At 61.1% G+C, this 12,731-nt stretch carries 15 protein-coding genes; 6 read left to right on the forward strand and 9 right to left on the reverse strand.

The window, feature by feature from the left end; translation table 11 throughout:
• Positions 1 to 98 precede the first annotated feature (98 nt).
• The 3 genes from VFG26_RS03950 (at position 99) to VFG26_RS03960 (ending at position 3,100) form a co-directional block, all read left to right on the forward strand.
• Positions 99 to 662: a hypothetical protein gene (locus tag VFG26_RS03950; RefSeq protein WP_325022452.1), complete on the forward strand. Its 564-nt coding sequence runs from the start codon at positions 99 to 101 to the stop codon at positions 660 to 662.
• 144 nt (positions 663 to 806) lie between these two features.
• Positions 807 to 1,760 (forward strand): iron exporter MbfA, encoded by a 954-nt coding sequence (gene mbfA, locus VFG26_RS03955; protein WP_325022454.1) that lies wholly within the window; start codon positions 807 to 809, stop codon positions 1,758 to 1,760.
• A gap of 98 nt (positions 1,761 to 1,858) precedes the next feature.
• Positions 1,859 to 3,100 (forward strand): lytic murein transglycosylase, encoded by a 1,242-nt coding sequence (locus VFG26_RS03960; protein ID WP_325022456.1) that lies wholly within the window; start codon positions 1,859 to 1,861, stop codon positions 3,098 to 3,100.
• Positions 3,101 to 3,208: 108 nt separating this feature from the next.
• Here the strand turns inward: VFG26_RS03960 and VFG26_RS03965 are convergent, their stop codons facing one another.
• The 6 genes from VFG26_RS03965 to rpmI form a co-directional block, all read right to left on the reverse strand.
• Positions 3,209 to 4,570 (reverse strand): NAD(P)/FAD-dependent oxidoreductase, encoded by a 1,362-nt coding sequence (locus VFG26_RS03965; RefSeq protein ID WP_325022458.1) that lies wholly within the window; start codon positions 4,568 to 4,570, stop codon positions 3,209 to 3,211.
• Positions 4,571 to 4,603: 33 nt separating this feature from the next.
• Entirely contained in the window at positions 4,604 to 7,036 is a 2,433-nt protein-coding gene (gene pheT, locus VFG26_RS03970; RefSeq protein ID WP_325022460.1) for a phenylalanine--tRNA ligase subunit beta, read from the reverse strand.
• 84 nt (positions 7,037 to 7,120) lie between these two features.
• The gene (locus tag VFG26_RS03975) at positions 7,121 to 7,471 is read right to left on the reverse strand and encodes an endonuclease domain-containing protein (RefSeq protein WP_325022462.1); all 351 of its coding nucleotides are present in this window, start codon (positions 7,469 to 7,471) and stop codon (positions 7,121 to 7,123) included.
• A 60-nt stretch (positions 7,472 to 7,531) separates the two neighbouring features.
• Complete coding sequence (gene pheS / locus VFG26_RS03980) at positions 7,532 to 8,605, reverse strand: phenylalanine--tRNA ligase subunit alpha (protein WP_325022464.1); 1,074 nt, start codon at positions 8,603 to 8,605, stop codon at positions 7,532 to 7,534.
• A 224-nt stretch (positions 8,606 to 8,829) separates the two neighbouring features.
• Complete coding sequence (rplT, locus tag VFG26_RS03985; RefSeq protein WP_290993618.1) at positions 8,830 to 9,207, reverse strand: 50S ribosomal protein L20; 378 nt, start codon at positions 9,205 to 9,207, stop codon at positions 8,830 to 8,832.
• Between the two features lie 96 nt (positions 9,208 to 9,303).
• Positions 9,304 to 9,504, reverse strand: a complete 201-nt coding sequence (rpmI, locus tag VFG26_RS03990) for a 50S ribosomal protein L35 (RefSeq protein ID WP_015596609.1) — start codon at positions 9,502 to 9,504, stop codon at positions 9,304 to 9,306.
• A gap of 443 nt (positions 9,505 to 9,947) precedes the next feature.
• Between rpmI and VFG26_RS03995 the strand changes: the two genes are divergently transcribed.
• Positions 9,948 to 10,295: a hypothetical protein gene (locus VFG26_RS03995; RefSeq protein ID WP_325022470.1), complete on the forward strand. Its 348-nt coding sequence runs from the start codon at positions 9,948 to 9,950 to the stop codon at positions 10,293 to 10,295.
• 22 nt (positions 10,296 to 10,317) lie between these two features.
• On the opposite strand, the gene VFG26_RS04000 is transcribed toward VFG26_RS03995, so the two are convergent.
• Positions 10,318 to 10,800 carry a GtrA family protein gene (locus VFG26_RS04000; protein ID WP_325022472.1) on the reverse strand — a complete coding sequence of 161 codons (483 nt, stop codon included), beginning with the start codon at positions 10,798 to 10,800 and terminating at the stop codon, positions 10,318 to 10,320.
• 266 nt (positions 10,801 to 11,066) lie between these two features.
• Here VFG26_RS04000 and VFG26_RS04005 point away from each other — a divergent pair, with 266 nt between their 5' ends.
• Together VFG26_RS04005 and VFG26_RS04010 are read left to right on the forward strand one after the other, a co-directional pair.
• Positions 11,067 to 11,267 (forward strand): hypothetical protein, encoded by a 201-nt coding sequence (locus VFG26_RS04005; RefSeq protein ID WP_325022474.1) that lies wholly within the window; start codon positions 11,067 to 11,069, stop codon positions 11,265 to 11,267.
• Positions 11,268 to 11,359: 92 nt separating this feature from the next.
• Positions 11,360 to 11,542 carry a hypothetical protein gene (locus VFG26_RS04010; RefSeq protein ID WP_325022476.1) on the forward strand — a complete coding sequence of 61 codons (183 nt, stop codon included), beginning with the start codon at positions 11,360 to 11,362 and terminating at the stop codon, positions 11,540 to 11,542.
• Between the two features lie 5 nt (positions 11,543 to 11,547).
• Here the strand turns inward: VFG26_RS04010 and VFG26_RS04015 are convergent, their stop codons facing one another.
• Both VFG26_RS04015 and infC read right to left on the reverse strand, forming a co-directional pair.
• On the reverse strand, positions 11,548 to 11,922 hold the full coding sequence (locus tag VFG26_RS04015) for a cyclic nucleotide-binding domain-containing protein (protein ID WP_325022478.1): 375 nt from the start codon (positions 11,920 to 11,922) through the stop codon (positions 11,548 to 11,550).
• 149 nt (positions 11,923 to 12,071) lie between these two features.
• Positions 12,072 to 12,602, reverse strand: a complete 531-nt coding sequence (infC, locus tag VFG26_RS04020; protein ID WP_325022480.1) for a translation initiation factor IF-3 — start codon at positions 12,600 to 12,602, stop codon at positions 12,072 to 12,074.
• Between the last annotated feature and the right edge of the window lie 129 nt (positions 12,603 to 12,731).

Here is a 12,731-nt window from a genome sequence, read left to right on the forward strand (position 1 = left end):
GCTTGATCGCCGCACGTCGATATAAGTGGCGGTATGGGGCGGGAGTGTGCAAGAAATCTTCTCACACGCTTGTGCTCCCGGCGCCCTGGAGAACCGATATGGCGAATTCATCGTTCGAGTCGAACCCCGCTTTTACCAAGCTTGGGGATGATACGAAGAAGGCCGTCACCCAGGCTTTCGATGCCATGGCCAGTTGGCGGGCGGAACTTGCCGAACTCGGCGAGAAGAACAGCAATGCTGTCTTCGACAAAATGGCGGAAGCCGCCAAATCGCTCGGTTGGCCGACCGATTTTGTCGAACTTAGCCGCAAGCAGATGCAGAGCGCGTCGAAGCTGCAGCTCCAGGCGGTCGATCAAGTCATGGAGGTCTGGGAGCAGCAGCTGAAAGCGCTGGGCAATCCCAGCCAGTTCTCTTCCTTCCCGTCATTCCCAAACATCCCGAACGTTCCGGGATTCGGGCCGGGCTCCGGCTTTTCACCGTTCTCCAGCAGCAATGGCGGTGGCTTTCCGGATTTCGGCAGCGGCGCCGTCAATCCGGTGCAGTTCTGGATGCAGGCCGCAGAGATGTGGCAGAAGGGTTGGCAGCAGGCCATGTCCACGTGGACGGATGGACAGCAGGGGACGGGAGGCAAGTCCTCCGGCGGCAAAGGCAGCTCGCGGTAACCTGCCCCCGCCGAACAGCCAGATTTTCAAGCGCCGTCCTTTGCGGGATGGCGCTTTTTGCTGAGAGAGTCGGACACGAAACAAGGCTTGATCCGTGTGCACTCGCACTATAGATTGGAATTATTCTAATTCTATGGTGGGGGCATGAGGTTTTCAGATCTCGACCAACGCGGAATTCTTGCGCTCGCGATTTCGCTGGAGGAAGAACACGGGCGGATCTACTCGGACTATGCGGCGGGCTTGGCCGCCGACTATCCAGCGTCGGCGAAGATCTTCCGGGAGCTCGGAGAAGAGGAGAACGAGCACCGCCGCTGGCTGATCGATCTCTTCCGCCGCAAGTTCGGGGATCATATCCCGCTCATCCGCCGCCAGGACGTAGCGGGTTTCGTTCGCCACGATCCTATCTGGATGATTCGACCGCTCGGCATCGACAAGGTGCGCCGTCAGGCCGAGCAGATCGAGCGCGAAACGCGCAATTTCTACCAGTCCGCATTGGCGCGCGCGTCCGACGCTGAAATTCGCAAGCTGCTCGGCGATCTCATCGCGGCAGAAGACAATCACATCGGCATTGCGCAGGAAATCGCCGCCCTTGAACTGACCGACGCAGAACGGGAGCGTGAAGATCAAGCCTCGCGCCGCTCATTCGTGCTGCAATACGTACAGCCCGGATTGACGGGCCTGATCGATGGATCGATCTCCACGCTCGCACCTATCTTCGCCGCCGCCTTTGCCACGCATAACACTTGGCAGACGTTTCTCGTCGGCCTCGCCGCCTCTGTTGGTGCCGGCATATCGATGGCATTCGCGGAAGCATTGTCGGACGACGGGCAGATCTCAGGGCGTGGCAATCCGTGGCTGCGCGGCTCGGTCACGGGCGTGATGACGGCGCTCGGCGGCCTTGGTCATACACTTCCCTATCTCATTCCGGATTTCTGGACAGCGACGACGATTGCCGTGTGCGTCGTGTTCGTCGAGCTTTGGATTATTGCCGGAATTCGCTCGCGATTTAGCGAAACGCGGTTTCTACGCGCGTCTTTCGAAGTCGTCGTGGGCGGCCTTATCGTCTTTGCGGTAGGTATTCTCATCGGAAGTGCTTAGAGAACCGGGGCCTTAGGCCTCACTCAGGCCATAGTCTCTTGACGCTCTCCAGGCGGCTGGCAAAAGTGCCGGCGACCATCAATGGCCGAAGGCATCTCATGCGCGCAGGTTTTCTCGTTTTCACGGTGGCATCTCTCATGCTGGCGGGTATTTCCACGACCGCCAATGCGGAGGCCGCGCCGCCCACGCCGCCCAACAAGCGCAATTGCCAGAACACGGTGCCGTTCAACACTTGGCTGGCCGATTTCAAGCGCGAGGCGATTGCGGAGGGCATTCGTCCCGAGATCATCGAAGAAACCATCGGTGGGATGACGCCCGACCAGGGCACGATCAGCCGGGACCGGAAGCAGGGTTTCTTTTCGCAGACCTTCACCGAATTCTACTTCAAGCTCGCAACGAAGAACCGCGAGCAGACGGGCCGCGCCTATCTGCAACGCTATAAGGACATCTTCGACCGTGCGGAGAAGGAGTTCGGCGTGCCGGGCGCGGTCATCACCGGCTTCTGGGCGCTCGAAAGCGACTTCGGCGCCGGAATGGGTAAGCTGTCCGTTCTGAACTCGCTTCTGACGTTGGCGTGGGACTGCCGTCGCGGCGACATGTTCCGCGAAGAGCTGAAAGCGGCGATGAAGATCGTCCAGCGCGGGGACCTTACGCCTGACCAGATGATCGGCTCGTGGGCGGGTGAGCTCGGCCAGACGCAGTTCCTGCCGCGCCACTATCTCAACCTCGGTATCGACTACGATGGCGACGGACGCGTCGATCTCATTCGCAGCAATGCCGACGTCATCGGCTCGACGGCGAAATACCTTTCGGAGATGGGCTGGCGGCGCGGCGAGCCTTGGATCGAAGAAGTCCGTGTGACGAAAGAGCTGCCGTGGGATAAGGCGGATCTCGCAATCCAGCTGCCGCGCTCGCAATGGGCTGCCTGGGGCGTCCAAGCCGCCGGCAGCAAGCAGCTTCCCGCTGACGAACTTCCGGCTTCGCTGCTGCTGCCGATGGGCCGCAATGGCCCGGCGTTTCTCGCCTACCAGAACTTCCACGTTTACACGGATTGGAACCAGTCACTGACCTACGCGATGACGGCCGCGCATCTGGCGGCGCGCATGGCGGGTGCGCCCGGCCTCAAGCGCGAGAGCGGCAATGTGGCGTCGCTCAGCTACGAACAGGTCAAAGAGCTGCAGAGCCTTTTGAAGCGCCGCGGCTTCGACGTTGGCGAGATCGACGGCAAGATTGGCGCCGGCACGCGCAAGGCCGTCAAAGAAATGCAGATCAAGTTTGGCTTGCCGGCCGACAGCTATCCGACGGCCGAGCTGCTGACGGCACTGCGCGGACGCAGCTAGCGCCGGACATAAAAAATCCCGGCGTGGTGGCCGGGATTGTCGTGCTCGATTTTTGCAGATTGCATGGTCCCGAGGCCCGCTGTTGCGCTGGGCCTCGGGATTTTTCGTTTAGTGCAGCTTGACCTGTGGCTCGGTGCGGCGGTTCAGCAAGCGCGAGAGGGAATCTAGCGCGACCTTGAGATAGCCGTGCAGCGCGACCTCGTGCATCTTATACAGCGAGCGGTACATCAGCTTCGCGAACCAGCCTTCGATCCGCAGCGATTTGCCTTCGATGAAGCCCATCAGATTGCCGACGGTCGAATATTTGCCGAGCGAAACGAGCGATCCGAAATCGCGATACTTGAACGGCGCCAGATCCGTCTCGCCGTTCACACGGCGCGTGAGCTGCTTCACGAGGTGGGATGCCTCCTGATGCGCGGCCTGGGCGCGCGGCGGGATGGGCGCCGTTTCGCCGTCGGGCAGCAGATAGGCGGCATCGCCGATGACGAAGATGTTGTCGTCACGCGTCGTCTGCAGCGTCGGTTTGACCACGAGCGTGTTCATGCGGCTCACTTCCAGGCCGTCGAGCTTCGAGAGAACGTCCGGTCCCTTGACGCCCGCTGCCCAGACGACGAGTTCGGAGGGAATGAACTCGCCATTGGCAAGCGTGACGCCTTCGGCCGTGACCTTTGTCACGGGGCTGCCGACACGGATGTCGACACCAATGCCGCGCAGGATATTCGCCGTCGCCTCGGAGAGGCGCTCGGGAAGTGCCGGAAGGATTCGTGGCGCGGCTTCGATCAGCGTGATTTTGAAGTCTTTCTCAGGGTCGATCTTGTCCAGGCCGAACGCGATCAAGCCGCGAGCCGCATGATGCAGCTCGGCTGAAAGCTCCGATCCCGTAGCGCCCGCGCCAATGATGGCGACATGGAGCTGTCCTGGCCGAATGGGGCCCGGCTGCGCGTAGGCGCGAACGCAGGCGTTCAACAGGCGTCTGTTGAAGCGTTCAGCCTGTTCCGGCGTATCGAGCATGATCGCATGCTCCATAACGCCCGGCGTCCCGAAGTCATGCGATACGCTGCCGATCGCGATCACGAGCGTGTCGTATTCGAACCAGCGGTCCGGAGTAATTTCGCGGCCGTCTTCGTCGTAGGTCGCGCCGAGGTGGACGCGCTTGTTGGCGCGGTCGAGGCCGATCATCTCGCCGTAGCGATAGCGGAAACCGTTCCAGTGGCCCTGTGCCTGGTAGGGGAGCTCGTGCCGCCCGGTGTCCATGCTGCCGGCGGCGATCTCATGGAGGAGCGGCTTCCAGATGTGCGTGCGCGCCCGATCGACAAGGGTGATCTCAGCCTTGCCTGAGCGGCCGAGCTTTCGGCCCAATTGGGTCGCGAGTTCCAAGCCAGCCGCGCCTCCGCCGACGATAACAATTCGGTGGAGGTGCTTCTTTCCGGCTTCTGCGGCGGGTATCGTAGCGGCAACTTGGGTGTTCATATTGGCCTCATGCGCAAAGTCATGACGGCGGCATTAGGAACGCAGTTCGCCGCCCGTCGCCTTAGTAACATCCGAGACTATTTTTTTGGTTATCGTCTCGATCGCTTGGTCTGTGAGGGTTTCGGTCGCAGGTTGAATCGTTATTTCAATCGCGACGGATTTCTTGCCTTCAGCTGCCAGATTTCCGCCCTCGAAGACGTCGAAAACGTTGACGGAGCGGATCAGGTTCTTATCCGCATTTGCGGCGGCCTTCACGACATCGCCCGCTGAAACGTCTCTCGATACGATAAATGAGAGGTCTCGCGTCACCGGCAATAGGTCGGATGCCGCAAGCGGCGGTTTGGCACGCGACTTCTTCTTCTCGGGTGGCAAGGCGTCGAGGAAAATCTCGAAGGCGGAAACGGGGGCTTCAACGTCGAGCGCCTTCAGCGTCGCCGGATGGATTTCGCCGAAATAGGCGAGCACCGTTTTCGGGCCGAGCTTGAGCGCTCCGGAACGTCCGGGGTGATACCAGGCGGGAGCGTCGCGGGTGATCTGTGCTTTCGAAGGATCGAGGCCGAGAGCTGCAAGCGCCGCGAAGACGTCGGCTTTGACGTCGAACGCAGTGATGGGTGCGGCATTGCCGTCCCAGTGCCGGCCAGAGCCCGTCAGCCGTGCCGTTCCCGCGCGAACGCCGGCGGCGCTCGTGTACTGATCATTGGGCTGCTCGCCGCGGTAGGCCTGGCCGAGTTCGAACAGGGCGACGTCGGCGATGGCGCGATTGCGGTTGCGCGTGACCGCCGTCAGCAGGCCCGCAAGCAAGCCCGGCCGCATCGAGGACATTTCGACGGAGATCGGATTGGCTAGGTCGAGCGCGGGCGAACCGCCACCGAAGTGGATCGCCTGTTCTTTCGGAATGAAGCTCCACGTCACGGCTTCGACGAAGCCGCGGGCGGCCAGCAGACGGCGAGCGCGGCGGGCGCGCTTCTGCTTCTCCGTCAGCACGGCGCGCGCGATGCCATCCTTGCGCGGCAAGGGCGTCGCGGGAATGCGGTCGAGGCCGGCGATGCGGACGACTTCTTCGACGAGGTCGGCGGGGCCGTGGACGTCGGGACGCCACGTCGGCACCGTCACCTTCGCGGTGTTCGGCTGGCCTTCGATGGTGAAGCCCAAGGCTTTCAGCGTATCGGAGATCTCTTCATTCGAGAGCTTCACGCCCGAGAGCTTTTCGATGCGTGCGAAGTCGAATGAAATGACACGTTTTTCGATCGGCTCCTTGCCGGCGATCTTCGCTTTCGTCGGCTCGCCGCCGCAGAAGCGGATGATCATATCGGTCGCGAGATCGAGGCCTGGGCGTTCGGACGCCGGATCGACGCCGCGCTCGAAACGATAGCGTGCATCCGTTTGCAGGCCGACCTTGCGGCCGGTCGCGGCCGTGCGGACTGGATCGAAATAGGCGCTTTCGATGAAGACGTCGGTCGTCGCCTCAGTCGAGCCGGAGGCTTCGCCGCCCATGATGCCGCCGAGGCCCAGGGGCCCCGTGTCGTCGGCGATGACGCACATCGTTTCGTCGATTGCGTGCTCTTTGCCGTCGAGGCCTAGGAAATTCTCGCCGGCTTTGCCGAGGCGGGCGCGAATGGCGCCTTTGAGCTTAGCTGCGTCATAGACGTGCAGCGGCCGGCCGCGGTCGAGCGAGATATAGTTGGTTACGTCGACGAGGGCGTTGATCGGGCGCAAACCGGCTGCGTTCAGGCGTGCCTGCATCCAGGCGGGCGAGGGGCCGTTCTTGACGCCGTGCACGAGACGTCCGGCGAATACGGGGCAGGCGTTCGCGGTTTCGCTGGTGAATTCGAGTTTGATGTCGATCGGGCATTCGGTTTTGCCTTCGACGGCGCCGAGTTTGGGCTCCGGCTTCAGCTTGCCCATGCCGGCGGCTGCCAGATCGCGGGCGATGCCGCGAACGCCTGTGCAGTCGGGCCGGTTCGGCGTGAGCTTTACTTCGATGACGGGATCATTAAGGCCCGCAACGTCGATATAGGGCGTGCCGACGTTTTCGGCCCATGCTTCCGGCAGATCGAGAATGCCGTCGCTCTCCTCGGAGAGTTCAAGTTCGGCGGCCGAGCACATCATGCCATTGGAGACGACGCCGCGAACGGGCTTCTTCTCGAGCGTGATTTTGGAGCCCGGAATGTAGGTTCCGAGTGGAGCAAACACCGAAACCATGCCCGCGCGGGCGTTCGGCGCACCGCAGACGACTTCCATGAGCGGCTCGCCCTTGGCGACCTCGACCTGGACGATCTGCAACTTGTCGGCGTTCGGGTGCTTCTTGGCTTCCACAATGCGCGCGATTTTGAAGGCGCCGAGCGATTTCGCCGGATCCTCGATGCCTTCGACTTCGAGCCCGATCGCCGACAGCGTCGTTGCGATCTCGTCCACGGACTTGTCCGTGTCGAGGTGATCCTTCAGCCAAGAGAACGTGAATTTCATGAACTAGGTCTCGTACAGAGGATTCCCCTCCCCAGCGGGGAGGGGGTAGGGGTGGGGCGAAGCAACCGGACGGTCATAGCGGTTTCATTCCTGTTTCACCACCGCTCCCAGTGCGGCCAGAATTTCCAAAACGACACCGTCAAGTCGGTCGCGAATATCGCCATTTCCGATCCGCAACACGCGGTATCCGAGCCATTGAAGCCGTGCGTCGCGCGCTGCATCCGATCGGCTGTTTTCCGGCAATTGATGCTGCGCTCCGTCGACCTCGATGATCAGTTTCTGGGAGAGGCACGCAAAATCAACGATAAAACCGTCGATCGGATGTTGCCTGCGGAAGTGATAGCCGGAGGCGCGAAGTTTACGGAGTTCGTTCCAAAGCCTCTTTTCTGAGGAGGTGGGTGTTTTGCGGAGCTTGCGCGCGATCTCGTTGACCATTCGCCTGCAGCCTCACCCACCCCAGCCCCTCCCCTGAGGGGAGGGGTATCTTGCTCCAATTCACGATGACAGGCCGCCGCCGAGGGTCGGGACGTCGAGCATTGAGAAGCCGTAGTGGCTGAGCCACTTCAGATCGCCGGCGAAGAACGAGCGCAGATCGGGAATGCCGTACTTCAGCATCGTCAGCCGGTCGAGGCCGACGCCGAATGCGAAGCCTTGGTACTTCTCCGGATCGAGGCAGCAATTGCGCAGCACGTTCGGGTGCACCATTCCGCAGCCCAGAATTTCCAGCCACTGGCCGGGTTTGCCGATGGCTTCGGCGCCAATGTCGACTTCCATCGACGGCTCGGTGAATGGGAAGTGCGAGGCGCGGAAGCGCATCTTCACTTCATCGACCTCGAAGAAGGCTTTGCAGAATTCCTGCAGCACCCATTTCAGGTGCCCCATGTGGGTCGACTCGTCGATGACGAGGCCTTCGACCTGATGGAACATCGGCGTGTGCGTCTGGTCGCTGTCCATACGGTAGACGCGGCCGGGCGCGATGATGCGGATCGGCGGCTTCTGGCCGACCATCGTGCGGATCTGCACTGGGCTCGTATGCGTGCGGAGCAGCAGCCGTGAGCCGTCGGCCTTCGGCTGGAAATAGAACGTGTCGTGATCCTGGCGCGCGGGATGCTCGGCCGGGATGTTGAGCTTGTCGAAGTTCATCTCGTCGGTCTCGATGTCTGGACCTTCGGCGACGGAGAAGCCCATGTCGGCGAAGATTTCGACGACCTCGTCGAGAACCTGGCTGACGGGATGAATGCGGCCTTCGGCAACGGGGCCGAGGCGGACCGGCAGCGTGACGTCAGCGCGCTCGGTCTGGAGACGCTCGTTCAGAGCTGCTGTTTCGAGATCCGATTTGCGGGCGTCGAGGGCGTCTGCAACTTTTCCCTTCAACGTATTGACGGTCTGGCCGAAGCTCTTGCGCTCTTCCGGCGGCAGCGAGCCGAGCTTGCTCATGAGCTCGGAGACGCGGCCCTTCTTGCCGAGAGCTGAGACGCGAACGGCGTCGAGCGCGGCCAAGTCGCCGGCGCCTGCAATCTCAGCGAGGAGATCGTTTTCCAGTTTGGAGAGAACGTCAGAAGTGCTCATGCAAAAACCTCGTCCGGGCGCGGGCCCTTGTTGTCGTCCTGGACGACGCGCGGCCTTTGTTTGGCAGGCTTGGTGCGCACGATCAACTCCGCGCGACGATCCGTATCCCGCGGCCCCGGACCGATTTCATGCGGAGGGGGCCCGGCTTTGCGACCGCGCCTTAAGGCGCGGCCGCTCCGCCGGGTAATACGCTTAGGCCGAGGTGGCCGCGGCAGCGCTAGGCCTTAGGCCGCCTTCGCGACGGGCGAAGAGGCAGCTGCGGCAGCCTTGTCGACAAGGGCCTTGAAGCCTGCCGGATCATTGATCGCGATGTCGGAGAGAACCTTACGATCGACTTCGATGCCGAGGTTCGTCAGGCCGTTGATGAAGCGGCCGTACGTCAGGCCGTGCTCGCGAACGGCAGCGTTGATGCGCTGGATCCAGAGGGCGCGGAAGTTGCGCTTGCGACGCTTGCGGTCGCGATAGGCGTACTGCTGCGACTTCTCGACCGCCTGCTTGGCAACGCGGATCGTATTCTTGCGGCGGCCATAAAAGCCCTTAGCGGCTTTGATGACTTTTTTGTGCTTGGCGTGGGCGGTAACGCCACGTTTGACGCGGGCCATTGGAGAAAACTCCTGGAATTAGTGCTTCAAGATAGAATGGAGATTGTCTGGCGCCCGGTGCTTCCTGAGGAAGCCGAACTCGGGCGCGGGGACGTCTCAGCGATTGTAGGGCATGTACTTCTTGACGATCTTCGCGTCAGAGTCGTTCAGCACACCCGTGCCGCGCGCCTTCTGAATGAATTTCGCCGTGCGCTTGATCATGCCGTGACGCTTACCGGCCTGGGCTGCAACGACCTTGCCCGTGCCGGTCATCTTGAAGCGCTTTTTGGCGCCGCTCTTGGTCTTCATTTTAGGCATTTTGCTTGTCCTTAGTTCTCGCTCACGGGCCGCATCGGACGTTTGCGCCAGCGCGCTTCACATCCTGGCCCTCCGCGGGGGCGCCGCTTGACGCGACGGGGCGTATACGCCCACGGCTCATTTCTGAGCCGAAGTGCCGGGGCATTGCTGCTCCAGCACTCTCAGCCGCTGCGAAACGGCTGGTCCTGCGAAGGGTGCTTTTTGCGGTTTCCGCTTGTTTTTCAAAAGCATAAGAACCGCCACGGCATGCCTCGCCGGGCGGCTCTGAGCCGGTTTATAGGGGAGGCATCGAAACTTCGCAACATTTTCGGGTCCGCACGTTGCGAAAAATGCCACGCGTCGCAGGATTTCGTGGGGGAAGCGCGAAAAACACAGTGCTCAGCCTAGAACCAAGTACAAGGTTAAGGTGTTGTTAACGGGGCACATGCGCGAGGAGGCGGGCCGTGAGGCAGATTATCGATCAGATCGTCAGTTTGCTGCAGCAAGGCATCACGGCCATTTTCAGATTTGTCGAACTCGTCTGGCAGTGGTCATTCGGGCAGATGGTGGCAATCTTCCAGTCGGACTGGCAGTCGCTGCCGATCTGGAAAATGGCGGTTCTGGCGGTTGTCGTCATCGCCATCGTTTACGTGCTCTATCGCGGGTTCTTCCAGCTGTGGGCAGCGGCGGAGCAGATCTTCAAAGCATTTGTCGAGCTGCTGATGGTGCTCGTTTCCATTCTGCCATACGTGCTGATCGCAGGTCTTATTGCTGCGGGCGGCAGCTACGTCATCCAGCACGTGAACATCTAGCCAATGATCTCGCTTCGCAGGGTCAGCCGGGCGACCTCGCTTCCGCGGCATCGGAAGCATTGGCGTTTGTGTTCTTGCTGAACACGAAGCGGGTGCGGACGTAGTAGAGCGAGACGAAGCAGATCAGCACGGCGATCGTTTTGCCGTCCACCGGCGGCAGGTTGAATTTGTGCACCGTCAGCCAGATGACGCAGGCCGTCAGAAGTAGGCCGAGTAGAGATGAGCCGACGAACTCCATGAAAAGCCGGTGCTGGGACTTGTGCGACATGTCGTGGACGAAGACGAAGCCTCTCGTCAGTGCGTAATTGACGAGCATCCCCGCGCAATAGGCGATGACGCTTTGGAGTATTGGCAAACCGAAGAAGTGGGTGAAGCTGAGAAAGATGGTGTAGTCGACAACGGTCGAAGCCAGGTTGACGCCCGTGTAGAGCAGTGCGTGCCGGACCTTCGGGTGCATCTCGATGGTTCTCTCGCGGTTGGCTTCGAACGGTAGGATAACGCGCACGGGCAGGCGAGCCGTGCCAAGTCTGGGAACATCGGGATCTTTCCCGGGAGCAATCAATCGGACCGGCCCTCTGCCGCGCGTTCTAGGCGGTTCGGCCGGCTTTCAGCATGCGCCAAATCGACCGTTCGTCCGAACGCGCGCGTGGGAATGAACCAGCAAATTCGATTTGCCGCCCGTTGCGTTTCTTTGGCTGCCGTTGACTGGCAAAAGCGCTGAATTCTGTCAGGTTACAATCGGGCTGGAATGCTGTTTTTGAGAGTTCGATCATGAAACTCGACCCGTTCATGGTGGCAATCCTGCTCGTGGCCGCGCTGCCGACCGCCGCCATCAGTTTGCGTTCGGCAACCGGCTGGCGCGCAGGTGTGGTTTTCGTGGCGTTTTATCCGGCGCTGGTTCTGCTCGTCGGCATCGTGATGATCGTCACGTTCATAACGCTCGCTTCGTTCGGGCTCATCGAGCTCGATTAAAGCGCAAACCGTTCAGTGTAACGCGGGGAACAGCGTGCAGCATGCCGCCGTGGTGGTGTGGGTGCATGAGTGGCACACTGCGGAGTATCGCCATGTTGCATATTGTTCATATCCCGCTGAATAGCGAAGCGCTGAGGCAGCTGGACGACCTGCGCCAAGTCTATCCGAAGCTCTACAATCGCCAGGACATTCTTCTTGAGCTTCTGGCCGAGGCGCATCAGCGTTTGACCGAATTCGATCCGCCGCCGGCGCCCGAGCGCAAGCTGCTGTCCTAATCCATTCATAACTGCTTGTTCATGCGCCGGAGCCGCGTCGCCAGGAGGCTCATGACGCGCAGCGCGAACTCAGGATGATCCCGCAGGACCGCGAGGAAGGCCGCCTTGTCGATGGCGACGACTTCGGTCCGCTCGGCCGCCATGGCTGCCGCGCTCCGCGGACCATCGTCGATGAGCGCCATTTCGCCGAAGATGCCGCCCGAGCGGACGTTCTCGAGAACGGTGCCGTAGGTGATGATGTCAACCCGGCCTGACCGCACCATGTACATGGCGTCGCCAAGGTCCTCTTCGAGGAAGATCTTTTCGCCGGCGTCGAAATGGCGGAAGGGCGCGCCGATGCGGTCAAGTATCGAGAAATCAAATGGCGGGTCATTGCTCATGCGGCCGTCCCCCCGGAAACTCGTTCCGGGGAACGCTAAAACCGTCTCAATAGGAGAGCAAGGGTCCGGCCGCGTCATGCTTTCCGAGAGCGCGCATCCGGGCAGACAAGGGCGGGGCAAGGACCCCGCCGCCGTCTGAAACCGTCACATCATTTGGGGGCGAGCACCATAACCATCTGGCGGCCTTCGAAGCGCGGTTCGCTCTCGACCTTCGAAATGGCTTCGGTGTCGGCTTTCACGCGCTGGAGTACCGCCATGCCCAGCTGGGAATGGGCCATCTCACGGCCGCGGAAGCGCAGCGTTATCTTGACCTTGTCGCCGTCTTCAAAGAAGCGCTTAATCGCCCGCATCTTCACGTCGTAGTCGTGATCGTCGATGCCCGGACGCATCTTGATCTCTTTCAACTCGACGATTTTCTGGTTTTTGCGGGCCTCGGCGGCCTTCTTTTGTTCTTGGAACTTGAACTTGCCGAAATCGAGGATCTTGCAGACCGGCGGCTCCGCGTCGGGCGAGATCTCAACGAGATCCAGTCCGGCCTCTTCGGCGCGGGCAAGAGCATCGAATTTTGATATGACGCCAACGTTCTGGCCAGTCTCGTCAATTAGACGGACTTCCCGGGCCCGAATTTGGTCGTTGATGCGGGGCCCTTGGTTTTCCCGGCTCTGAGGCTCGGGTCGCATTGGTCTACGGATGGTTCAACTCCTCTTGTGGTTCCAATCAAGACCGTCGACGGATTCCGCCCGGTCAGCCGCGAACATGGGAAAGAACGGGCTCGCAAGTCAAGCGGGGGCCATGAGCAAAATTGCCAA

Origin of the sequence: Hyphomicrobium sp. (assembly GCF_035687085.1) — a bacterium.
In the GTDB taxonomy this organism is placed as follows: Bacteria; Pseudomonadota; Alphaproteobacteria; order Rhizobiales; family Hyphomicrobiaceae; genus Hyphomicrobium_B.

Excerpts from the sequence above, each read along its gene's own strand:
- VFG26_RS03950 (WP_325022452.1), top strand. The coding sequence starts at position 99 with ATGGCGAATTCATCGTTCGAGTCGAACCCCGCTTTTACCAAGCTTGGG.
- mbfA (WP_325022454.1), top strand. The coding sequence starts at position 807 with ATGAGGTTTTCAGATCTCGACCAACGCGGAATTCTTGCGCTCGCGATT.
- VFG26_RS03960 (WP_325022456.1), top strand. The coding sequence starts at position 1,859 with ATGCGCGCAGGTTTTCTCGTTTTCACGGTGGCATCTCTCATGCTGGCG.
- VFG26_RS03965 (WP_325022458.1), bottom strand. The coding sequence starts at position 4,570 with ATGAACACCCAAGTTGCCGCTACGATACCCGCCGCAGAAGCCGGAAAG.
- pheT (WP_325022460.1), bottom strand. The coding sequence starts at position 7,036 with ATGAAATTCACGTTCTCTTGGCTGAAGGATCACCTCGACACGGACAAG.
- VFG26_RS03975 (WP_325022462.1), bottom strand. The coding sequence starts at position 7,471 with ATGGTCAACGAGATCGCGCGCAAGCTCCGCAAAACACCCACCTCCTCA.
- pheS (WP_325022464.1), bottom strand. The coding sequence starts at position 8,605 with ATGAGCACTTCTGACGTTCTCTCCAAACTGGAAAACGATCTCCTCGCT.
- rplT (WP_290993618.1), bottom strand. The coding sequence starts at position 9,207 with ATGGCCCGCGTCAAACGTGGCGTTACCGCCCACGCCAAGCACAAAAAA.
- rpmI (WP_015596609.1), bottom strand. The coding sequence starts at position 9,504 with ATGCCTAAAATGAAGACCAAGAGCGGCGCCAAAAAGCGCTTCAAGATG.
- VFG26_RS04005 (WP_325022474.1), top strand. The coding sequence starts at position 11,067 with ATGAAACTCGACCCGTTCATGGTGGCAATCCTGCTCGTGGCCGCGCTG.
- VFG26_RS04010 (WP_325022476.1), top strand. The coding sequence starts at position 11,360 with ATGTTGCATATTGTTCATATCCCGCTGAATAGCGAAGCGCTGAGGCAG.
- VFG26_RS04015 (WP_325022478.1), bottom strand. The coding sequence starts at position 11,922 with ATGAGCAATGACCCGCCATTTGATTTCTCGATACTTGACCGCATCGGC.
- infC (WP_325022480.1), bottom strand. The coding sequence starts at position 12,602 with ATGCGACCCGAGCCTCAGAGCCGGGAAAACCAAGGGCCCCGCATCAAC.